The following is a 19,627-nucleotide window of genomic DNA, read 5'->3' on the forward strand; positions in this document are numbered from 1 at the left end:
CCAAGATGGCCAAAGCATTCGCGTCCCAGGGGGACATGTCGGAAAAGAGAATCTCGTTCACCGAAGTGGGCGAGGGGCTCTATGCTTTCACCGCCGAGGGTGACCCGAACTCGGGCGTGATCATCGGCGATGACAGCGTGATGATCGTCGAGGCGCAGGCGACCCCGCGCCTGGCCAACAAGGTGATCGAATGCGTGCGGTCTGTGACCGACAAGCCGATCACCCACGTGGCGCTGACCCATTATCACGCGGTGCGGGTTTTGGGTGCCAGCGCTTTTGGCGCACAACAGATCCTGATGTCCGACATGGCCCGCGCCATGGTGGTTGAACGCGGTCAGGAAGACTGGGACAGCGAATTCCAGCGCTTCCCGCGCCTGTTCGAAGGGCATGAAAGCATCCCCGGTCTGACCTGGCCCACAACCACATTCAGCGACACGATGACCGTTTATCTGGGCAACCGCCGGATCGACCTGATGCATCTGGGGCGCGCCCATACCGCCGGTGATATCGTCATCCATGTGCCTGACCAGAACGTGATGTTCACCGGCGACATCGTCGAATATCACTCGGCCTGCTATTGCGGCGACGGGCATTTCAGCGACTGGGGCGACACGCTGGACGAGATCAAGTGGTTCGATGTCGACGCCATCGCACCGGGACGCGGCGACGCGCTGGTTGGCAAGGACATGGTCAATGCCGCCATCGAAAACACCCGCGATTTCGTCGAAAGCACCTACCGCCCCGCAGCCAAGGTTGCGGCGCGCGGTGGCAGCCTGAAAGAGGCTTGGGACGCAGTCCGCGCCGAATGTGACCCTAAATTCGCCAGTTACGCGATCTACGAACACTGCCTGCCGTTCAACGTCGCCCGCGCCTATGACGAAGCCCGCGGTATCGACACGCCTCGCATCTGGACCGCCCAACGCGATCTTGAGATGTGGGAGGCCCTGCAGGGGTAAGGAAAAACGGCCCAGTTTGATCCAGATCGTTTTAGGCGGCGGGATTCAGTGAAACCATATGCCAAAGGCTTCGGCACGTGCTGCCGGGGCACAGGACATGCAGCACTTTGGCGCATCTGCTTGGGGGGAAGCCCATGAACAAGATCTTTGAAACTCCGCTTTACGGCTATGAACGCAGCCCCGATCAGGACAGCCCGACGCCGGTTCGGCACAAGGTTATCGTGATCGGCGCGGGTCCGGTTGGTCTGGCCGCCGCGATTGATCTGGCGCAGCAAGGGGTCGACGTCGTGGTTCTGGACGAGAATGACAAGGTCAGTTTCGGCAGCCGCGCCATCTGTTTCTCGCAACGCACGCTGGAAATTGCCGACCGGCTGGGATGCGGACGCCGACTGGTCGACAAGGGCGTCCTGTGGGATCGGGGCAAGGTGTTCTTCGATGACCGACAGGTCTATGACTTCAACCTGCAACCGGAACAAGGTTATGCCAACCCTGCCTTCATCAACCTTCAGCAATACCATTTTGAGAACTATTTCGTTGAACGGGTCCGCGAGTTGCAGGCAGAAGGCGCACCGATTGAGATACGCGGGCGCAACAAGGTCGAGGCGATTGGCACGCATGACGATCACGTGCGGCTGGAGGTCGGGACGCCCGAAGGACCTTACACAATCGAAGCCGATTGGCTGATTGCCTGTGATGGCGCGACCTCCCCCGCCCGGCGGATGTTGGGCATTGATTTCGAAGGACGGATTTTCGAAGACAACTTCCTGATTGCAGACGTGATCATGGATGCCGATTTTCCGTCTGAACGCTGGTTCTGGTTCGATCCGCCGTTCAATCGCGGGCAATCCGCATTGTTGCATAAACAGCCCGACAATGTATGGCGCATCGACTTGCAGCTGGGTTGGGATATCGACAAGGAACGCGAAAAGCGCCCCGAGAACGTGATCCCCCGCCTCAAGGCGATGCTGGGCGATGATGTCGAGTTTGAGCTAGAATGGGTCTCGATCTATACGTTCCAGTGCCGTCGCATGGAAAGCTTCCGCAAGGGCCGTGTCCTGTTTGCGGGCGACAGCGCGCATCAGGTCAGCCCCTTTGGCGCGCGCGGGGCCAATTCCGGCCTTCAGGACACCGACAACCTGTGTTGGAAACTGAAGCTGGTTCTGGACGGGAAAGCACCTGAAACTCTGCTGGACAGCTACAACGCCGAACGCGTGTACGGGGCGGACGAGAACATCCTGAATTCCAGCCGGTCGACCGATTTCATCACCCCGAAATCCGAGATGTCGCGGATCCTGCGCGATGCGGTACTGGACCTGAGCGAGCATTATGACTTCGCGCGCCCGCTGGTGAATTCTGGCCGCCTGAGCCAGCCCTGCACCTATGATGGATCTTCGCTGAATTCTGCGGACGCGCTGAACGGCCCCGCCGGAACGCGACCGGGCTCGGCCTGTCCCGACGCTCCGCTTGGTGACGAGTTTCTGCTGCCCAAGCTTGCAGGCAAGTTCACGCTTCTGACCGTCGATGCAGACGCCCCTGATGCCCTGGAAGAAGACGGGATCGAGGTCACGCGACTGGCGCTGTCGGTCAAGGATGACATGACGCTGGCCCTCAAACGCCGCTATCTGGGCGACGCGACCAGCGCAGTCTATCTGATCCGCCCGGACCAGCATGTGGCCGCCCGGCGTGACAGTTACGAAGAAAACACCTTCCGGCACGCGATCCGCAGAGCCTGCGGTAAGGAGTAAGCCCTATGTCAGACCTGATCCTAACCCCGAACATCAAAGACGCCGATGACTTCTATGCCGAACTTCTGGCCGCACATGAGGGCCTGGAAAAAGCCGACAGCGACGCGCTGAATGCGCGGCTGGTGCTGGTGCTGGCCAACCACATCGGTGACAGTGCAGTGCTGACGGACGCCCTTCGCGCTGCCGCTTTGACTGACAATTGACAGGCCCGGACGTGAGCGACGTCGTCCTTTATGACTATTGGCGGTCCTCGGCCAGTTACCGGGTGCGGATCGCCCTGAATCTGGCCGGGATCGCGTATCGCCCGGTTGTTGTCGATCTGGTCGGCGGCGCACAAAAGAGCGATGAACATATCGCTCGAAACCCGCAGGGCTTTGTGCCGGTTCTGGATATTGACGGGCTGCGGTTGACGCAATCGCTGGCCATCCTCGACTATCTGGACCGGACCCGGCAGTTGAACCTTCTGCCTGATGATCCGGCGGAACGTGCGCGTGTTCAGGCACTGGCTTATGCGATTGCGGTCGACATCCACCCAGTCTGCAACCTGTCGGTTGCGCGCTATGCTACGACCCTAAGCCATAATGCCCCCGACATGCCCGGCGACTGGATGCGGCATTTCATCAAACCCGGGTTGCAGGCGTTTGAAACCATGCTGGGGGATTTCGAACAGGCCCCCTACTGTGTTGGGTCAAAGCCCGGTCTCGCCGACCTCTGCCTGATCCCGCAGATCTATAACGCGCGCCGGTGGCAGGTTGATCTGTCGGATATGCCCCGCCTGCTGCGGGTTGAAGAGGCCTGCGCCAATCACCCGGCCTTTGTCGCGGCACATCCCGACGCACATGCGCAGGGTTAACATTGCACAGACCCTGTGTGCATGCGCAGCTAGGTTTTTTTCCTTTTAGGCCTTAGCTTTGAGCCAACAAAGCAGACGAGGTTCCTATGCCCGAGATCACCGGCTATCACGCCCATGTCTATTTCGACGCCGACACGCAGGACACCGCGCGACAGGTCTGTGAAGAGGCGGCCCGCCTGTTCCCTGTTCAAATGGGCCGGATGCACGCCCGAAACGTCGGCCCCCATTCGCGCTGGAGCTGCCAGCTGGGCTTTGCTGCCAGCGCATTCGACCAAGTCATCCCATGGCTGATGCTGAACCGGCAGGGCCTGACGGTCTTCACGCACCCGGAAACCGGTGAACATCTGGAGGATCACCGCGACCGCGCGATCTGGATGGGTGAGATGCTGGCGTTGGACCTGTCGATCTTCGACAACCTTTAACCCAGCGCCCGTGCCTGATCCCGCAGAACGAATTTCTGCACCTTGCCGGTTGATGTCTTGGGCAGGGTGCCGAACACAACCGTTTTGGGTGCCTTGAAATGGGCCATCCGGTCGCGACAGAAGGCGATAAGCTCTGCCTCGGTTGCGGCTGCGCCGGGTTTCAACTCGACAAAGGCGCAGGGCGTTTCGCCCCATTTCTCATCGGGACGGGCCACCACTGCAGCCTCCATCACCGCCGGATGCTTGTAGAGGATACCTTCGACCTCGACAGATGAGATATTCTCGCCGCCCGAGATGATGATGTCCTTTGAACGGTCCTTGAGCGCGATATAGCCATCGGGGTGCATGACGCCCAGATCACCGGACGCGAACCAGCCACCGTGAAAGGCCTTGTCGGTAGCGTCGGGATTCTTGAGGTATCCTTTCATCACCACGTTGCCCTGCATGAATATCTCACCCATGGTTTCGCCATCAGCCGGAACCGGTTCCAGCGTTTCCGGGTCGGCCACCATCAGTCCGGACAACGCTGTATAGCGCACCCCTTGCCGCACCTTGAGGGCCGCGCGGTCTTCAGGCCCTTTGCTGTTCCATTCGTCTTTCCATGCGCAGACAACCGAAGGCCCATAGGTTTCGGTCAGGCCATAGACATGCGTGACCTCGACACCCATCGCCTCCATCGCTTCGATCACGGCCGCAGGCGGCGGGGCACCTGCCGTCATCACCTTGATCTGGTGGTCAAAGTCCTTCAACTCATCCGGAGCGTGGGCCAGCATATTCAGAACGATCGGCGCACCGCAGAAGTGGGTCACTTTCTCGTCCCGGAAAGCAGCATAGATCGGTTCGGCCCGCACCGCGCGCAAGCAAACGGAAACACCTGCATTGGCTGCCATGGCCCACGGGAAGCACCAGCCGTTGCAGTGGAACATCGGCAGAGTCCACAAATAGACCGAATGCTTGGGCATATCCCAGTCCAGCAAATCGGACTGCGCATTCAGGGTCGCGCCGCGATGGTGGTAAACCACGCCCTTGGGGTTGCCCGTGGTGCCCGAGGTATAATTCAGGGTGATCGCGTCCCATTCGTCCGCTGGCAGTGACCAGTCAAACGCGGGGTCGCCTTCGGCCAGCAGGGCATCATAGGTCAGGCGGCCCAGCTTTTCACCGCCGTCGAAGGTGGGGTCTTCGATATCGATGACCAGAATGTCATGATCGACCTGTTGCAGCGCATCTTTCACCACATCCGAAAACTCGGGGTCAACCAGCAGCGCCTTGGCTTCGGCATGGTTCAGGATGAATGCGACAATCGGCGCATCCAGCCGCGTGTTGATTGCGTTCAGAACAGCGCCCGTCATGGGCACGCCAAAATGCGCCTCGTACATTTCCGGGATGTTGGCCGCGATTATCGAAACGGTATCGCCCCGTCCAATCCCACGCGCTGTCAACGCACTCGCCAGACGCCGGCAACGGGCATAGGTTTCAGCCCAGGAATACCGGCGATCCCCATAAACCACGGATGGATAATCCGGGTAGACCTGCGCCGTCCGTTCAATGAACGTAAGGGGCGACAGGGGTGTGTAATTTGCCCGGCATTTGTCCAAATGACGCTCGTAGATATGTGTCGCTGCCATCCGCTGTCCTCCCGAAACGCAGTTTGGGCGAATTGAGCACAAAGTTCGCGTTCTGACAAACCCGTAGAAATACGGCGGCAAAACTGACTGGCGATACGGGATGATACGATCTGGCCCTATCTACATCCGGGCTTTCGCGGTGATCTGAAGCATCTTAAACACATGCCGGGATGAGGCATTTCCATATCCCGTGCACCGCTTCCTCACTGAAAGGACATGTCATGGACGGCACGTTCAACGAAAACGATCTTTCCCGCGTGGTCGAGGCCGACCGCGCCCATATCTGGCACCATCTGATCCAGCATAAACCCTTTGAAACCAATGACCCACGCATCATTGTCGAGGGCAAGGGCATGCGTGTCTGGGACCAGAAAGGCAAAGAGCATCTGGATGCGGTTTCCGGCGGCGTCTGGACCGTCAATGTCGGCTATGGCCGCGAATCGATCTGCAAGGCGGTTTACGACCAGCTGATGAAGCTGTGCTATTTCGCCAATTCGGCCGGTTCCATCCCGGGTGCGCTGTTTGCCGAGCAACTGATCGACAAGATGCCGGGCATGAGCCGCGTCTATTACACCAACTCAGGTTCCGAGGCGAACGAGAAGGCGTTCAAGATGGTGCGCCAGATCGCGCACAAGAAATACGGCGGCAAGAAAACCAAAATCCTGTACCGCGACCGAGACTATCACGGCTCGACGCTGGCGACCATGTCGGCAGGCGGTCAGGACGAGCGCACAGCGCAATACGGCCCCTTCGCCCCTGATTTCGTGCGCGTGCCGCATTGCATGGAATATCGCAAGCACGAGTTGGACGGCGCACCCGAAGAGAATTTCGGCGAATGGGCCGCAGATCAGATTGAAGCCGTCATCCTGCGCGAAGGCCCTGATACAGTAGGTGCGCTGTGCCTTGAGCCGGTGACAGCGGGCGGCGGTGTGATCGAAGCGCCTGAAGGATACTGGCAGCGCGTGCAGGAGATCTGCAAGAAATACGACGTGCTGCTGCATATCGACGAGGTTGTCTGTGGCGTGGGCCGCACCGGCACGTGGTTCGGGTACCAGCAATACGGTATCAAGCCCGATTTCGTGACCATGGCCAAGGGCGTTGCATCGGGCTATGCCGCGATTGCCTGCATGGTCACCACCGAGGAAGTCTTTGACTTGTTCAAAGACGATGCCGCGGATCCAATGAACTATTTCCGCGATATCTCGACCTTTGGTGGGTGCACCGCTGGTCCGGCAGCGGCCATTGAGAACATGCGCATCATTCAGGATGAAAACCTGTTGCAGAACTGCACGGACATGGGCGCGCGTATGACGAACAACCTTCTGGCGCTGATGGACAAGCACAAGGTCATCGGCGATGTGCGCGGCAAGGGCCTGTTCCTGGGGGCCGAACTGGTTGTGGATCGTGGCACCAAAGAGCCGGTGGACGAGAAACTGGCGCAGGCCGTTACCGCCGACTGTATGGCGCAGGGCGTGATCATCGGCGTCACCAACCGCTCGATCCCCGGTCGCAACAACACGCTGTGCTTCTCGCCTGCGCTGATTGCTACGGCCGATGACATCGACCAGATCACCGACGCGGTTGACGGCGCGCTGGGGCGTGTTTTTGGATGATCCAAGCCGACTAACCGCTGATCTTAGAATCTCCAATTCTCTGAACCGGCGCGCTCAGCGCCGGTTCATTCAAGTGCAGAAGTCCAGTCTCAGTTCACCCTCTTGATTTCGACTTCGTCAAATTCAAACCTGCCGGTTCCGAATGCTGCGAGGCCAATTCCCGCGCGACCGTCCGCGCCCGAGGACGTTCGTTTTGAAAACAGCGTTTGAATGACCTTTGTTCCGTTGACATAGAAGACAACATGCGCGCCTCGCACCTTAAAGGACAACTTGTTCGGAGACTCGAGAAAAATCGCGTCATGAGTGCCCGCATGCACGACGCGCAACTGACGTCCGTCTTTTTGCAGAACGTGGAAGCGCCCCTTGCCGTCCACGGCAAATACCACATATTTTCCCGCTTTCCCGCTGCCAACCAGAATGCCAACCCCGCTTTTTCCGGAAAACTCTCCGCCCACAACGGCAGATATCACCATGTCTTGCGTACTCTCCAACGAGTCCGATCCTGGAAAATTTACCCATGCCACATCGTTGAACTGAAGACTGCGGGTATCCTGCCTATTTTCCATCACAAGCTTGCCATCGGCCACATAAAACGCCCACGGCGACTTGACCGACTGAAAGTCAATCTGCCCGCCCAGCATGAGCGTCTGGTCTTCTCCGTCAAAGGTTTCAACCAACACGTCCGGAGTATCGGGCTCTGTGATAGCGTCCTGCGACCGCGCTTCATCAGAGTAACCGACTAACGTAGCAGTCAGAACAATAAGAGCTTGTATTAATTTTAGGCAAAAAGGCATTCTGGTAATTCCATTCAATCCAAAAGAGAAGTTGATTATATAATTACAGCAATTACGTGCATTATCCAGAATGGAATACCATACTTGGTTGATGCGGAAATCCACGGGTTTCTGCCAAAGAAAAAGACCGCCCCAAGGGGACGGCCTTTCTTTCACTGTCTCTTTTCAGAGGTTCAGGCAGCCAGAGCAGCCTGAGCTTTGGCGACGATCGCGCCGAACGCTTCCGGTTCGTGCACGGCCAGGTCGGCCAGAACTTTGCGGTCCACTTCGATACCGGCCAGGTTGAGACCGTTGATGAAGCGGGAATATGTCAGAGCCTCGTCATGGCTGCGCACAGCAGCGTTGATCCGCTGGATCCACAGCGCGCGGAAGTTGCGCTTGCGGTTCTTGCGGTCACGGGTCGCGTACTGGTTGGCCTTGTCGACGGCCTGAGTTGCGACTTTGAAGTTGCTCTTGCGACGACCATAATAGCCTTTTGCGGCCTTGATGATCTTCTTGTGACGGGCGTGAGTTACGGTTCCACCTTTAACGCGGGACATCTCTTACATCTCCTCTTAGCGGTCGTAGGGCATGTAGCCCTTGACGATCTTTGCGTCGGGGGCGGACAGGGTGGTGTTGCCACGGGCATCGCGGATGAATTTCTTGGTCCGCTTGATCATGCCGTGCCGTTTGCCGGCCTGGCCAGCAAGGACCTTACCGGTCGCAGTCACCTTGAAGCGCTTCTTGGCGCTTGATTTGGTCTTCATCTTAGGCATTTCCGTCTCCTTTTCCGGGTTCGGTTTCAGACGCGACTCGGCATGCCATCTCGGCCGGTCACGCGATCAGAAGCGCCGTTTACGCAAGTTCGGTCATACTGGCAAGGGGGTTTGGACCAGAATCTATGCTTTTTGCAGGCTGGTCAGGCACCGGGGCGACACAAGCCGCCCCGGTGATTGGACTTAGTGTTCAAATTTGCGGATTTCACCGCTCTTCAGCCTTGCGGAGTAGGACGCCAGTTCCTGCCGCACCACTTTCATCAGGAAGTAGAGGGCAAAGACGTTCACAACCGCCATCGCAAAGATCGCCGCATCCGAGAAGTCGATAACCGGACCGAGGTTGGCTGCAGCGCCGATCACCACGAAGACGCAGAAGATGATCTTGAAGATCAGCTCTTTTGTGTGACCTTCTCCGAACAGGTAGGTCCAGGCCTTCAGGCCATAGTAGGACCAGCTGATCATTGTCGAGAAGGCAAACAGGATCACCGCGATCGCAAGGATGTACGGGAACCAGCTGAACGCGCTGGCAAAGGCGGCAGAGGTCAGGCTGACGCCGGAATTGCCATCCACTGTTGCGATGGCGGAACCCGCCTCGTTCAGCATGTAGTTGCCGGTTTCAGGGTCGATGATCAGCTGTTGCGTGATGATGATCACCAGTGCCGTCATGGTACAGATCACGACGGTATCGATGAACGGTTCAAGCAGCGATACAAAACCCTCGGTTATCGGTTCCTTGGTCCGAACCGCCGAGTGCGCAATCGCCGCCGAGCCAACGCCCGCCTCGTTCGAGAATGCCGCGCGCTTGAAGCCCTGGATCAGCGCGCCGACCATGCCCCCTGCTACGCCCAGCCCCGTGAAGGCACCGGCAAAGATCTGACCAAAGGCCCAGCCGATCATGTCCGCATTCATCGCGATGATGACCAGTGCGGTGGCGACATACAGCACACCCATGAACGGCACGACCTTTTCAGTCACCCGAGCGATGGATTTCAGACCGCCAACAATGACCATGAACACGACCGCGGCAAAAACAATACCGGTAATCCAGCCCGGATAGTCGCCAACGATACCGGCGATCTGCTGATGCGCCTGGTTAGCCTGGAACATGTTCCCGCCGCCCAACGCGCCCAGAATACAGAAGATCGAGAACAGCACCGCCAGGATCTTACCACCGGGCAGGCCCAGCTCGTCGAAGCCCTTGGACATGTAATACATCGGGCCACCTGAAACGGTGCCGTCTTCGTATTCATTGCGGTATTTCACGCCCAGCGTACATTCGGTGAACTTCGATGCCATGCCCAGAAGACCCGCAAGGATCATCCAGAAGGTTGCGCCTGGCCCACCGATGCCAATGGCAACGGCCACGCCCGCGATGTTCCCCAGGCCCACAGTGCCGGACAGCGCCGTGGCCAATGCCTGAAAGTGGCTGACCTCGCCCGCGTCGTTGGGATCGGAATAGTCACCTTTGACAAGGCTGATCGCGTGACCAAAAAACCGCAACTGCACAAGCGCGAAATACAGCGTGAAAACCGATGCAGCGATGACCAGCCACATAACGATCCACGGAAAGCTGGTTCCGGGCAGCGGTGCAAATATGAAGCTGACAAACGGCCCGGTCAGGTTTGCAAAGGCCTGATTGATTTTTTCGTCCAGTCCCGGCGCCTCTTGCGCAAGGGCAGGGCTGGCGGCAATGGTGGCGGCCGTTACGGCGCCAAGTGTTTTTAGCGTTCTCATTTTAGCCCTCCCCTCAGTTCACGACCGTAACCGGAACGTCGGCATGCATCACCAGATATTGCGTCGAACTGCCGAACAGGCGTTTCTTGATCCCGTCCGCAGATGCCCGGCCCACGACGATTTGCGAGCCTCCGTTTTCGACAGTGATGGCGTTCAGCGTTTCCGCCACATCGCCATGGCGCACAATGCCCTGCGCCTCGAAACCCGCTGCCCTGAGGGCCTCTACGGCTGGTGTCACGACACGCGACAACGCCAGATCAACCTCTTCTTCGCGGCGCTTGTGGCGCTGGGCGTTTTCTTCAGGTGTCTGGAATGTGTAAGGTGACCATTCGATCACATAAGCGACCAGCAAATCGCACGTTCCGATCAGCTTTGCCAAATCCTTGGCAAAGGCAATCGCACGCTCGCCGGTTTCAGTCCCGTCGAGTCCTATGACAATCTTTGTTGTCATTTCGTTCCTCCGTTTTTGTTGTTAAGGCCGGGGCCCACGCCCCCGGCAGGGCGGCCGGAACTTGGAACTTTTCAACAAGACCGCCCTTTGGTAAGTATTAGGAAATTTCACTAGGAATTGGAGATTTTTTTGGGCCATTTTCAGTGTAATTTATCGAATTGCGCCAAAAATACAGGGAATTTTACTGATTAGCAGAGATTTAGACAATATCGATCAACGCATCCTGTACGAGCTGGAGGCCAATGGCCGGCTCTCGATAGTTGAGTTGGCGACGCGCGTAAACCTTACCAATACGCCCTGTTCCGAGCGTGTAAAACGACTTGAGAAGAATGGCTATATCAAGGGGTACAGAGCCATTGTCGACAAGGAAAGGATGGGGCTGGCGCTGCTGACCGTGGTGCAGGTATCCCTGGTCGCAACTGCGGAACAATCCCTTGTGAAATTCAATGAGGCTGTTCGGAATGTGTCGGAAATCGAAAGCTGCCTGATGGTGGCGGGATCGTTTGATTATCTCTTGACCGTTCGAACGCGCGATATTGCACATTTCCGGCTGGTTCTGGGCGAGAAGATCAACAAGCTGCCGGGGATACATCAGACCAGCTCTTTTACAGTTATGGAGATTGTAAAAGAGCCGGTTGGCTGACATGACACTCGGGCCCGAGTGTCGGGGTGCGGTTATTCCGGATCCGTGCTGTAGATCAGCCGTTCATCACAAGGGGCCACCCGCAAAATGTTGGTGGTGCCAGGAACGTTGAAGGGGACACCGGCCGTAACCACGATCTGGTCGGTTTCGGTTGCAAACCCCCCTGCCCGCGCCGCGCGGGCCGCGTTGACCACGGCGCTTTTGAACCGCTGAAGTTCGGGTGTCATGACGCAGTTGCACCCCCAGCTCAGGCAAAGCCTGCGCGCGGTCCCCATCAACGATGTCATCGCGATGATCGGAACACCGGGACGTTCGCGGGCTGTCAATGAGGCGGTCGTTCCGCTTTGCGTAAAGCAGCAGATGGCTTTGATATCGGTCTTTTCAGCAATCTCGCGGGCAGCCGCGACGATGGCATCGGCCACAGTGCTTCCTTTTGCCGTCCGGGACGCAGCGATGATCTGGGAATAGGTCGGGTCGGCCTCGACCTCGATGGCGACCTCATTCATGGTCTGCACAGCCTCAACCGGATAAGCACCTGCCGCCGATTCCGCACTGAGCATAATGGCGTCCGTGCCCTCATAGATCGCGGTGGCCACATCCGACACTTCGGCACGGGTGGGCATCGGGCTTTCGATCATGCTTTCCAGCATCTGGGTGGCGACAATGACCGGCTTGGCGGCACTACGGCACTTGCGGACCAGCCTTTTTTGAATGGGCGGCACCGCGGATACCGGCAGTTCCACACCCAGATCGCCCCGTGCCACCATGATACCGTCCGAGGCATCAAGGATGTCGTCGAACGCCTCGACCGCGGCGGGCTTTTCGATCTTCGACAGGATCGCGGCGCGTCCATCAGCCAGCGCGCGGGCCTCGAACACATCTTTCGCACGCTGAACAAAGCTCAACGCCAGCCAATCGACACCCAGTTGGCACACAAACTCCAGATCATCACGGTCCTTCGCCGACAAGGCCGCCAGCGGCAGCACCACATCCGGGACGTTCACGCCCTTGCGGTTCGAGATCGTACCGCCGACTTCGACCGTGCAATTGGCAAAGTCTTGGCCGCAATCCTGAACGATCAGGCGAATCTTGCCGTCATTGACCAGAAGGCACGCGCCCGGTTCAAGGGCTGCAAAAATCTCGGGATGCGGCAGGCACACGCGGGTGATGTCGCCGGGGGCTGAATCAAGGTCCAGACGGAACGCCGCGCCCTCTTCCAGCTCCTCCGTATCATTTGCAAAAACACCAACCCGCAGCTTGGGGCCCTGAAGATCGGCCAAAATGGCAATTGGGCTGTCCAGATCCTTTTCAACCCGCCGAATGATCCTGTGGCGTTCACGTATCTCATCATGGCTGCCGTGGCTCATGTTTAGACGGAACACATCCGCCCCGGCCTCGTGCAGGGCACGAATGGTGTCATAGTCACTGGACGCCGGTCCCAGCGTCGCCACGATTTTTACATTCCTCAGGCGTCGCATTGGTCTTGACCTCCTCATGCCGGTTCAGATTGCGCAGATCAGCTTTTGCAAAATGTTACCGCAAACACTGCTGTGGCGCTTATTGCGCAATTCCCTTTTTAAAGCAACTGCCCTACACCTGCGACAAACTAGATGACAGGCTTATGACTTACACCCCGTTTTTTGTTCACGGCGCGGATCGCCCGTCCCGATGGCTGATCACATGCGACCACGCAACCAACATCGTTCCCCCCGAGGTCAATGACGGAGACCTTGGCCTGCCGCGCGAGGATATGGAGCGCCATATCGCCTATGATGTCGGCGCGTATGAGGTATCAAAGCATCTGGGCGAGATTCTGAACGCGCCGGTGATCGCCGCCAATTTCTCGCGCCTTGTAATCGACCCGAACCGAGGGGAAGATGACCCCACGCTGTTGATGAAACTGTATGACGGGTCGATCATTCCCGGCAACCGCCATGCCGATGCCGCCGAGCGCGAACGCCGCCTGAACATGTGTTATCGCCCCTACCACACAGCGTTGGCTGAGATGGCGGCACTGCCACATGCGGTAATTGTGTCGATGCATTCCTTCACGCGTCAGCTGCGTGGACGTGATCCGCGTCCGTGGCACATTGGTGTTCTGCACACGCCGGACGAGCGGTTCTCGCGTCCTTTGATCGAACGGCTGCAACAGGAAGATGACCTGTGCGTTGGTGTCAATGAACCCTATACCGGCGTTTTGCCGGGTGATGCGATTGACAAGCACTGCACCGCTTTTGGCCGTCCCAATGCATTGATCGAGCTACGCAATGATCTGATCGCCGATCATGCCGGGCAACGGCATTGGGCCGAGCAGTTGGCGATAATCCTGCAAGAAGCGTTGGACGCCAGCGACCTTTGACCGCAAGGTTTGCAGGGACGTTCCACCCCTCACGCCATTGTGAGCAATGCCTCTGATCCCCATATAATGCGGGAAAGGGGATCGTCATGACACATGAGTTTCTGACAACGTTTTTCGGTTGGATGGCCACGCTTAATATCGCGGTTTTGCTGTTCACCACCGTTATGATTCTGCTTTTGCAGGACTGGATCGCTGGCATTCACGGCAGGATGTTTCAGATGGATCGCGCCGACGTGAAACGTGCCTATTTCAGATACCTTGCCAACTACAAGATTCTGACACTGATCTTTTGCATCGTGCCCTGGCTGGCCTTGAAACTGATGTAGGTAGCGCTGACCACAAGCGCCGTTGTTGTAACGACACGGCAGGATTGTTAGGTCAAACGCAACACACACTGCCTTCCGGAGCCACATTATGGACAAGCAAACCGAAATCGAACTTCAGGCTGCCGCCTTTCGTCGGCTGCAAAAGCACCTGATGGAAGACCGCACCGACGTGCAGAACATCGACATGATGAATCTGGCCGGGTTCTGCCGCAACTGCCTGTCGCGCTGGTATCAGGAAGCGGCCAATGAAAAGGGGATCGAGATGGGCAAGGACGAGGCCCGTGAACTTTTCTACGGCATGACCATGGATGAATGGAAAGCCAATTATCAAACCGAGGCCAGCACTGAAAAACAGGCCGCCTTCAAGGTCGCGTTTGAAGAGAATGTAACGAAAAAGGGCTAGGCCCAATACGAAATAGGCCCGCCAGATTGGCGGGCCTATTTCTTTAGATCGCTGCCTTGCGGCTTTCGTCCAGATAAATCTCGCGCAAGCGTTTTGCAATCGGCCCCGGCGTACCGTCACCCAGCGCAACTCCGTCGATTTCAACCACAGGCATCACAAAGGCGCTGGCCGAGGTGGTGAATGCTTCATCAGCCTCTTTGGCTTCGTCGATGGTGAACAGACGTTCTTCGATTTCCATCTGCGCCTCAGCCGCCATGCGCAGCACGGCCTTTCGGGTGATGCCGTGCAGGATATCGTTGGACAGCGGGCGGGTGACAATCTTGCCGTTTTTGACGAAATAGGCGTTGTTGCTGGTGCCCTCGGTCACAAAGCCGTCCTCGACCAGCCATGCGTCGTCGCAACCTGCCTTCTTGGCCATCATCTTGCCCATCGACGGGTAGAGCAATTGCACCGTTTTGATGTCGCGCCGGCCCCAGCGGATGTCTTCGATCGAGATGATCTTGGCGCCTTTCCTGGCCGCCGGGCTGTCAGCCAGCCCGGGCTTGTTCTGCGTGAACAAAACGAGGCTGGGCTTGGTATCTGCCGACGGAAACACGAAATCCCGGTCGCCATCGCTGCCGCGCGAGACCTGCAAATAGACCAGACCTTCCTCGATGCCGTTCAGCTCAATCAGCTTGCGGTGGATCTCCAGCAGTTCGTCCTTGGTGCAGGGCTCGGCCATCTCCAGCTCGTTCAGCGAGCGCTTCAGACGGACTGAGTGACCTTCGAAGTCGATCAGCTTGCCGTCCAGCACACTGGTGACTTCGTAAACCGCGTCCGCAAACAGGAAGCCACGGTCAAATATGGAAACCTTGGCCTCGGTCTCCGGCAGGTATTCGCCATTTACGTAAACGGTACGGGTCATATTCGTCTCCTCAACCCCAAAGTGCGGCCGCAGGCGGGTGCACTCCGGCGTCGTCAAAATCCAGCGGGGTGTCGCGGTCTTCGGCCAACAGAAGCGGACCGTCAAGGTCCGTTACCATCGCACCCTGTGCCAGCAATGTCGCAGGTGCCATGGCAAGCGAGCTGCCGACCATGCATCCCACCATAATGTCATAACCTTCGGCAATCGCTGCCTTGCGCAACTCCAGCGCCTCGGTCAGGCCCCCGGTCTTGTCGAGCTTGATGTTGATGACATCATATTTACCCTTCAACTTGGGCAGGCTGGCACGGTCATGGCAGGATTCGTCAGCGCAGACTGGCACCGGGCGCTTCATCCCGATCAATGCATCGTCATCTCCTGCGGGCAAAGGCTGTTCCACCAATGCCACGCCCAGCCGCACCAGATGCGGGGCGAGGTCGGCGTAAACCTCGGCCGACCAGCCTTCGTTTGCATCCACAATGATCTTGGAATTCGGAGCACCGGCGCGCACCGCCTCAAGCCGGGGCATATCATCGGGCGTGCCCAGCTTGATCTTCAGAAGCGGGCGATGCGCGTTCCCGGCGGCCTGCGCCTGCATTGCCTCGGGGGTGTCCAGCGACAATGTATAAGCGGTGATCTCGGGGCCGGGCTTGGGCAGACCCGCCAGGTCCCAGGCGCGCTTGCCAACACGTTTGCACTCCAGATCCCACAGGGCACAATCCACGGCGTTCCGCGCGGCGCCTGCGGGCAGCAGATCCGTCAGCGTCTGGCGGGTGACATCCGCGGGCAGACCGGCAATCTCAGCCTCAACAGACTCGAGCGTTTCGTCATAACGCGCGTAAGGAACGCATTCGCCCCAGCCGTGATGGCTTCCGTCCGAAACCCGAACCGTCAGCACCTTTGCATCGGTCCGCGACCCGCGCGAGATGGTGAAGACCTGCGCCAGCCGGAACACATCGCGAGAAACCTCAATCTGCACGCACCCGCTCCTTCATCTTTTCCCAAATACTCACGCCGGAGGCGGAACAGTCCGCCACCGGCGCGTTGTTCAGATCATATTGCGGCCAGCGCGTCCACCAGCTTGCCCGAACCAAAACGGAACGGGTCGGTCGCAGGCAAGCCCATATCCTCTTCGATCTTGGCCAGATAGGCGGTCGCGTCTGCCTCGGACATGTGCTGGGTGTTGACCGAAACGCCAACAACCTGACAATCCGGGTTTGCCACCTTGGCCAGCGCCAGCGCGGTGTCGCGCAGGGCTTCCAATGTTGGCAGTTGATAGGTTGGCAAGCCGCGCATGTGCGCACGGGTCGGTTCATGGCTCAGGATCAGGGCGTCCGGCTGGCCGCCATGGATCAGTGCCATGGTCACGCCGGAATAGGATACGTGGAACAATGACCCCTGCCCTTCGATCAGGTCCCAGTGATCATCGTCATTGTCCGGTGTCAGCCATTCGACCGAACCCGCCATGAAGTCAGCAATGACTGCATCCAGCGGCACACCGTCACCGGTGATCAGGATGCCGGTTTGGCCGGTCGCGCGGAAGGTCGATTTCATCCCGCGCTCACGCATCTCGGCGTCCATCGCCAGCGCGGTGTACATCTTGCCAACCGAACAGTCTGTTCCGACGGCCAGACACCGCTTGCCCTTGCGCTTGATCCCGTTTGCAATCGGATAATTGATTTCAGGCACCCGCACGTCGTGCAGTTTCCGTCCTGTTGCTTCGGCAACCGCTACCAGGTCCGGCTCATCCCGCAGCAGGTTATGCAACCCCGAGGCCAGGTCGAACCCTTCCTCAAGCGCCATGACCAGAACCTTTTTCCAGTCCTGGCTGATCACACCGCCGCGGTTTGCCACACCGATCACCAGTGTCTTGGCACCGGCTTCCTTCGCTTCGGTCAGGGTCATGTCAGCCAAGCCCAGATCGGCCTTGCAGCCGTCCATTCGATACTGGCCCACGGCGTTTTCCGGACGCCAGTCCTTGATCCCAACAGCCACTTTGGCCGCCAATTGGTCGGGCGCATCGCCCAGGAACAGCAGGTACGGTGTCTCGATCATTGCGGTCACTCCTTTGATTCCGGGGCAGGCTAGAGAAGCGGTAAAACGAGCGCTTCGCGTTTTGGCCCGTCAACCACGGCCTATGCGCGAGTTTCTTGCGCAGTGTTCTCGATGTGCGCAAAAATCTTCGAAGTTTTTAAAGTGATTAAACTTTAATCACCCCACTCGGGCAGTTTTGAAGCTGCTTTCTGCAACCGCATTGCCGCAGGTGCACAATCGCTCTTGCGCCGCACCGCGCAATTTAATACCTCATTGAGCAGGAAAATCGTAATTTCATTACTCAGACGAGGTCCAGATGAGCTTTCGCATCCAACCTGCCGCACCGGCGCGTCCCAATCGCTGTCAGCTGTTTGGCCCGGGGTCGAACACCAAACTGTTCCCGAAGATGGCAGCATCCGCTGCGGATGTGATCAACCTCGATCTTGAAGACTCGGTTGCGCCTTCGGATAAGGATACGGCCCGCGCCAATGTCATCGAAGCACTGAACACCGTGGACTGGGGCAACAAATACATGTCCGTTCGCATCAACGGATTGGATACCCCGTACTGGTATCGCGACGTTGTCGATGTATTGGAACAGGCGGGCGACCGTCTGGATCAGATCATGATCCCCAAAGTCGGCTGCGCGGCAGATGTCTATGCGGTGGACGCATTGGTCACCGCCATCGAACGCGCCAAAGGTCGCCCCAAACCAATCAGCTTTGAGGTTATCATCGAATCTTCCGCCGGCATCGCCCACGTCGAAGAAATCGCAGCCTCCTCGCCCCGTTTGCAGGCTATGAGCCTTGGCGCGGCTGATTTTGCCGCTTCGATGGGGATGCAAACCACCGGCATCGGCGGCACGCAGGAAAACTATTACATGCTGCACGAGGGTGCGAAACACTGGTCCGATCCATGGCACTGGGCACAGGCCGCCATCGTTGCCGCATGCCGCACCCATGGCGTGCTGCCAGTCGACGGGCCCTTCGGTGATTTCAGCGATGACGAGGGGTACATTGCGCAGGCCAAACGCTCGGCCACGCTGGGCATGGTGGGCAAATGGGCCATCCATCCCAAGCAGATCGCGCTGGCCAATCAGGTGTTCACCCCCTCGGAAGAAGCCGTGTCAGAGGCCCGCGAAATCCTCACCGCGATGGAGCAAGCCAAAGCCAATGGCGAAGGTGCGACGGTTTACAAAGGACGTCTGGTCGACATCGCTTCGATCAAGCAGGCCGAGGTGATCGTGGCACAGGCCGAGTTGATCGCGGCCAACGGCTGATGCACAATAAAAAAGGCGCCCGACCCGGCGCCTTTTTCCAACTTTGTTCTGGTATCACCGCCCAAAAACAGCATTCGGCGTCCAGGTGAACCTTTCGCCCTTTTTACCCGACTTCATCATCAGGCAGGATGTTCCAAGCTTTTGGAAATAGATGATCTTGAGCGGGTACCACCCTGCCTTGGGCACTTCGACTTCGGTCCGCTGGTTGGCCTCACAACCCTGAATACCCGAGACATAGCCGATATTTTGGCCTCCGACGAATGCTTCTATCCCGTCATTCGACCAGGTTTCCAACTCGTAAACCCCAGGCGAGTCGAACCGCATATATCCCGTAATCTCGGCAGCAACATTGTAAGCGCCGTCGAATGTCATGACATTGTCACCCTGACTGGTGTCCCTGTAATCCAGTCCCTGCAGCGGTTGCCCAGGCTGCGCTTTGGACAGCATGCTTTTTGCCTGACTCAGATCGCGGATCTTCTTGTGTTGATTGCCTGTGCCAATGTACTTCACATTCAGCCCCGCTTTCGGAGAAGGCTGCGGGTTGGCAGGTTGCAGTTTCAGCGGGGCAGACAAGGCGGCCCCGGCAACCACTGACAAGGCAACTGCGGCCGCCACTGTTCGAACGCGTTTCATCGTAATCTCCCTGTTTGCGTGCCGTTTTGGCTGGGCGTATCCCAAGGCAACGTCATTTCCATGACTTTAGGCTGTGAGTTTTCGCCCTGCAAGAGAGTGTG

22 protein-coding genes are annotated in these 19,627 nt (G+C 58.1%); 11 read left to right on the forward strand and 11 right to left on the reverse strand.

From position 1 onward, the window contains the following. The first annotated feature begins 5 nt into the window (after positions 1 to 5). From ACR0BK_RS11725 to ACR0BK_RS11745, 5 genes are all read left to right on the forward strand, one after another. On the forward strand, positions 6 to 956 hold the full coding sequence (locus tag ACR0BK_RS11725; protein WP_480554757.1) for an MBL fold metallo-hydrolase: 951 nt from the start codon (positions 6 to 8) through the stop codon (positions 954 to 956). 134 nt (positions 957 to 1,090) lie between these two features. Continuing rightward, on the forward strand, positions 1,091 to 2,701 hold the full coding sequence (locus ACR0BK_RS11730) for an FAD-dependent oxidoreductase (protein ID WP_480554758.1): 1,611 nt from the start codon (positions 1,091 to 1,093) through the stop codon (positions 2,699 to 2,701). A 5-nt stretch (positions 2,702 to 2,706) separates the two neighbouring features. Next, complete coding sequence (locus ACR0BK_RS11735; protein ID WP_480519396.1) at positions 2,707 to 2,904, forward strand: DUF2783 domain-containing protein; 198 nt, start codon at positions 2,707 to 2,709, stop codon at positions 2,902 to 2,904. Between the two features lie 11 nt (positions 2,905 to 2,915). Next, positions 2,916 to 3,554, forward strand: coding sequence for a maleylacetoacetate isomerase (maiA, locus tag ACR0BK_RS11740; protein ID WP_480519394.1), 639 nt, complete (start codon positions 2,916 to 2,918; stop codon positions 3,552 to 3,554). An 86-nt stretch (positions 3,555 to 3,640) separates the two neighbouring features. Further along, positions 3,641 to 3,976, forward strand: a complete 336-nt coding sequence (locus ACR0BK_RS11745; protein ID WP_480519392.1) for a DOPA 4,5-dioxygenase family protein — start codon at positions 3,641 to 3,643, stop codon at positions 3,974 to 3,976. Here the strand turns inward: ACR0BK_RS11745 and ACR0BK_RS11750 are convergent. Continuing rightward, on the reverse strand, positions 3,973 to 5,601 hold the full coding sequence (locus ACR0BK_RS11750; RefSeq protein ID WP_480546173.1) for an acyl-CoA synthetase: 1,629 nt from the start codon (positions 5,599 to 5,601) through the stop codon (positions 3,973 to 3,975). The two genes, ACR0BK_RS11745 and ACR0BK_RS11750, sit on opposite strands and share 4 nt — an antisense overlap. A 221-nt stretch (positions 5,602 to 5,822) precedes the next feature. On the opposite strand from ACR0BK_RS11750, the gene ACR0BK_RS11755 reads away from it, so the two are divergent. Next, on the forward strand, positions 5,823 to 7,214 hold the full coding sequence (locus ACR0BK_RS11755; RefSeq protein ID WP_209506068.1) for an aminotransferase family protein: 1,392 nt from the start codon (positions 5,823 to 5,825) through the stop codon (positions 7,212 to 7,214). Positions 7,215 to 7,303: 89 nt separating this feature from the next. Here ACR0BK_RS11755 and ACR0BK_RS11760 read toward each other — a convergent pair whose 3' ends face one another. The 5 genes from ACR0BK_RS11760 to ACR0BK_RS11780 form a co-directional block, all read right to left on the reverse strand. Next, a complete protein-coding gene (locus tag ACR0BK_RS11760; RefSeq protein WP_480554759.1) occupies positions 7,304 to 8,113 on the reverse strand; it encodes a hypothetical protein in 810 nt (269 codons plus the stop codon). A 68-nt stretch (positions 8,114 to 8,181) separates the two neighbouring features. After that, a complete protein-coding gene (gene rplT / locus ACR0BK_RS11765) occupies positions 8,182 to 8,547 on the reverse strand; it encodes a 50S ribosomal protein L20 (protein ID WP_039523695.1) in 366 nt (121 codons plus the stop codon). A 15-nt stretch (positions 8,548 to 8,562) separates the two neighbouring features. Further along, entirely contained in the window at positions 8,563 to 8,763 is a 201-nt protein-coding gene (gene rpmI / locus ACR0BK_RS11770) for a 50S ribosomal protein L35 (protein ID WP_010443552.1), read from the reverse strand. A gap of 183 nt (positions 8,764 to 8,946) precedes the next feature. Continuing rightward, entirely contained in the window at positions 8,947 to 10,497 is a 1,551-nt protein-coding gene (locus tag ACR0BK_RS11775; RefSeq protein ID WP_480519384.1) for an alanine/glycine:cation symporter family protein, read from the reverse strand. 13 nt (positions 10,498 to 10,510) lie between these two features. After that, positions 10,511 to 10,948, reverse strand: coding sequence for a universal stress protein (locus tag ACR0BK_RS11780; RefSeq protein ID WP_480473950.1), 438 nt, complete (start codon positions 10,946 to 10,948; stop codon positions 10,511 to 10,513). Between the two features lie 208 nt (positions 10,949 to 11,156). On the opposite strand from ACR0BK_RS11780, the gene ACR0BK_RS11785 reads away from it, so the two are divergent. Beyond that, a complete protein-coding gene (locus ACR0BK_RS11785; RefSeq protein ID WP_480554846.1) occupies positions 11,157 to 11,591 on the forward strand; it encodes an Lrp/AsnC ligand binding domain-containing protein in 435 nt (144 codons plus the stop codon). 32 nt (positions 11,592 to 11,623) lie between these two features. Here ACR0BK_RS11785 and pyk read toward each other — a convergent pair whose 3' ends face one another. Continuing rightward, positions 11,624 to 13,069 (reverse strand): pyruvate kinase, encoded by a 1,446-nt coding sequence (pyk, locus tag ACR0BK_RS11790; RefSeq protein WP_480554761.1) that lies wholly within the window; start codon positions 13,067 to 13,069, stop codon positions 11,624 to 11,626. A gap of 143 nt (positions 13,070 to 13,212) precedes the next feature. On the opposite strand from pyk, the gene ACR0BK_RS11795 reads away from it, so the two are divergent. The 3 genes from ACR0BK_RS11795 (at position 13,213) to ACR0BK_RS11805 (ending at position 14,679) form a co-directional block, all read left to right on the forward strand. Beyond that, the gene (locus tag ACR0BK_RS11795; RefSeq protein WP_480554762.1) at positions 13,213 to 13,950 is read left to right on the forward strand and encodes an N-formylglutamate amidohydrolase; all 738 of its coding nucleotides are present in this window, start codon (positions 13,213 to 13,215) and stop codon (positions 13,948 to 13,950) included. An 86-nt stretch (positions 13,951 to 14,036) separates the two neighbouring features. Continuing rightward, complete coding sequence (locus ACR0BK_RS11800; protein WP_480554763.1) at positions 14,037 to 14,276, forward strand: DUF6868 family protein; 240 nt, start codon at positions 14,037 to 14,039, stop codon at positions 14,274 to 14,276. Positions 14,277 to 14,364: 88 nt separating this feature from the next. Continuing rightward, entirely contained in the window at positions 14,365 to 14,679 is a 315-nt protein-coding gene (locus ACR0BK_RS11805; protein ID WP_480519378.1) for a DUF1244 domain-containing protein, read from the forward strand. 43 nt (positions 14,680 to 14,722) lie between these two features. On the opposite strand, the gene ACR0BK_RS11810 is transcribed toward ACR0BK_RS11805, so the two are convergent. The 3 genes from ACR0BK_RS11810 to dgcN form a co-directional block, all read right to left on the reverse strand. Beyond that, complete coding sequence (locus ACR0BK_RS11810; RefSeq protein WP_480554765.1) at positions 14,723 to 15,583, reverse strand: D-amino-acid transaminase; 861 nt, start codon at positions 15,581 to 15,583, stop codon at positions 14,723 to 14,725. 10 nt (positions 15,584 to 15,593) lie between these two features. Beyond that, positions 15,594 to 16,559, reverse strand: coding sequence for an N-acetyl-D-Glu racemase DgcA (gene dgcA, locus ACR0BK_RS11815; RefSeq protein WP_480519376.1), 966 nt, complete (start codon positions 16,557 to 16,559; stop codon positions 15,594 to 15,596). A 74-nt stretch (positions 16,560 to 16,633) separates the two neighbouring features. Next, positions 16,634 to 17,635, reverse strand: a complete 1,002-nt coding sequence (dgcN, locus tag ACR0BK_RS11820) for an N-acetyltransferase DgcN (RefSeq protein WP_480473957.1) — start codon at positions 17,633 to 17,635, stop codon at positions 16,634 to 16,636. A gap of 295 nt (positions 17,636 to 17,930) precedes the next feature. Here dgcN and ACR0BK_RS11825 point away from each other — a divergent pair, with 295 nt between their 5' ends. Further along, a complete protein-coding gene (locus tag ACR0BK_RS11825) occupies positions 17,931 to 18,893 on the forward strand; it encodes an L-malyl-CoA/beta-methylmalyl-CoA lyase (RefSeq protein ID WP_480554767.1) in 963 nt (320 codons plus the stop codon). A gap of 54 nt (positions 18,894 to 18,947) precedes the next feature. Here the strand turns inward: ACR0BK_RS11825 and ACR0BK_RS11830 are convergent, their stop codons facing one another. Further along, the gene (locus ACR0BK_RS11830; protein ID WP_480554768.1) at positions 18,948 to 19,526 is read right to left on the reverse strand and encodes a PA14 domain-containing protein; all 579 of its coding nucleotides are present in this window, start codon (positions 19,524 to 19,526) and stop codon (positions 18,948 to 18,950) included. Positions 19,527 to 19,627 lie beyond the last annotated feature (101 nt).

This window comes from Ruegeria sp. AF1, from assembly GCF_056542125.1.

What these genes read in the sequence shown, in the direction of transcription:
- ACR0BK_RS11725 (WP_480554757.1), top strand. Translation starts at nt 6, where the DNA reads ATGGCCAAAGCATTCGCGTCCCAGGGGGACATGTCGGAAAAGAGAATC.
- ACR0BK_RS11730 (WP_480554758.1), top strand. Translation starts at nt 1,091, where the DNA reads ATGAACAAGATCTTTGAAACTCCGCTTTACGGCTATGAACGCAGCCCC.
- ACR0BK_RS11735 (WP_480519396.1), top strand. Translation starts at nt 2,707, where the DNA reads ATGTCAGACCTGATCCTAACCCCGAACATCAAAGACGCCGATGACTTC.
- ACR0BK_RS11745 (WP_480519392.1), top strand. Translation starts at nt 3,641, where the DNA reads ATGCCCGAGATCACCGGCTATCACGCCCATGTCTATTTCGACGCCGAC.
- ACR0BK_RS11750 (WP_480546173.1), bottom strand. Translation starts at nt 5,601, where the DNA reads ATGGCAGCGACACATATCTACGAGCGTCATTTGGACAAATGCCGGGCA.
- ACR0BK_RS11755 (WP_209506068.1), top strand. Translation starts at nt 5,823, where the DNA reads ATGGACGGCACGTTCAACGAAAACGATCTTTCCCGCGTGGTCGAGGCC.
- rplT (WP_039523695.1), bottom strand. Translation starts at nt 8,547, where the DNA reads ATGTCCCGCGTTAAAGGTGGAACCGTAACTCACGCCCGTCACAAGAAG.
- rpmI (WP_010443552.1), bottom strand. Translation starts at nt 8,763, where the DNA reads ATGCCTAAGATGAAGACCAAATCAAGCGCCAAGAAGCGCTTCAAGGTG.
- ACR0BK_RS11775 (WP_480519384.1), bottom strand. Translation starts at nt 10,497, where the DNA reads ATGAGAACGCTAAAAACACTTGGCGCCGTAACGGCCGCCACCATTGCC.
- ACR0BK_RS11780 (WP_480473950.1), bottom strand. Translation starts at nt 10,948, where the DNA reads ATGACAACAAAGATTGTCATAGGACTCGACGGGACTGAAACCGGCGAG.
- pyk (WP_480554761.1), bottom strand. Translation starts at nt 13,069, where the DNA reads ATGCGACGCCTGAGGAATGTAAAAATCGTGGCGACGCTGGGACCGGCG.
- ACR0BK_RS11795 (WP_480554762.1), top strand. Translation starts at nt 13,213, where the DNA reads ATGACTTACACCCCGTTTTTTGTTCACGGCGCGGATCGCCCGTCCCGA.
- ACR0BK_RS11800 (WP_480554763.1), top strand. Translation starts at nt 14,037, where the DNA reads ATGACACATGAGTTTCTGACAACGTTTTTCGGTTGGATGGCCACGCTT.
- ACR0BK_RS11805 (WP_480519378.1), top strand. Translation starts at nt 14,365, where the DNA reads ATGGACAAGCAAACCGAAATCGAACTTCAGGCTGCCGCCTTTCGTCGG.
- ACR0BK_RS11810 (WP_480554765.1), bottom strand. Translation starts at nt 15,583, where the DNA reads ATGACCCGTACCGTTTACGTAAATGGCGAATACCTGCCGGAGACCGAG.
- dgcN (WP_480473957.1), bottom strand. Translation starts at nt 17,635, where the DNA reads ATGATCGAGACACCGTACCTGCTGTTCCTGGGCGATGCGCCCGACCAA.
- ACR0BK_RS11825 (WP_480554767.1), top strand. Translation starts at nt 17,931, where the DNA reads ATGAGCTTTCGCATCCAACCTGCCGCACCGGCGCGTCCCAATCGCTGT.
- ACR0BK_RS11830 (WP_480554768.1), bottom strand. Translation starts at nt 19,526, where the DNA reads ATGAAACGCGTTCGAACAGTGGCGGCCGCAGTTGCCTTGTCAGTGGTT.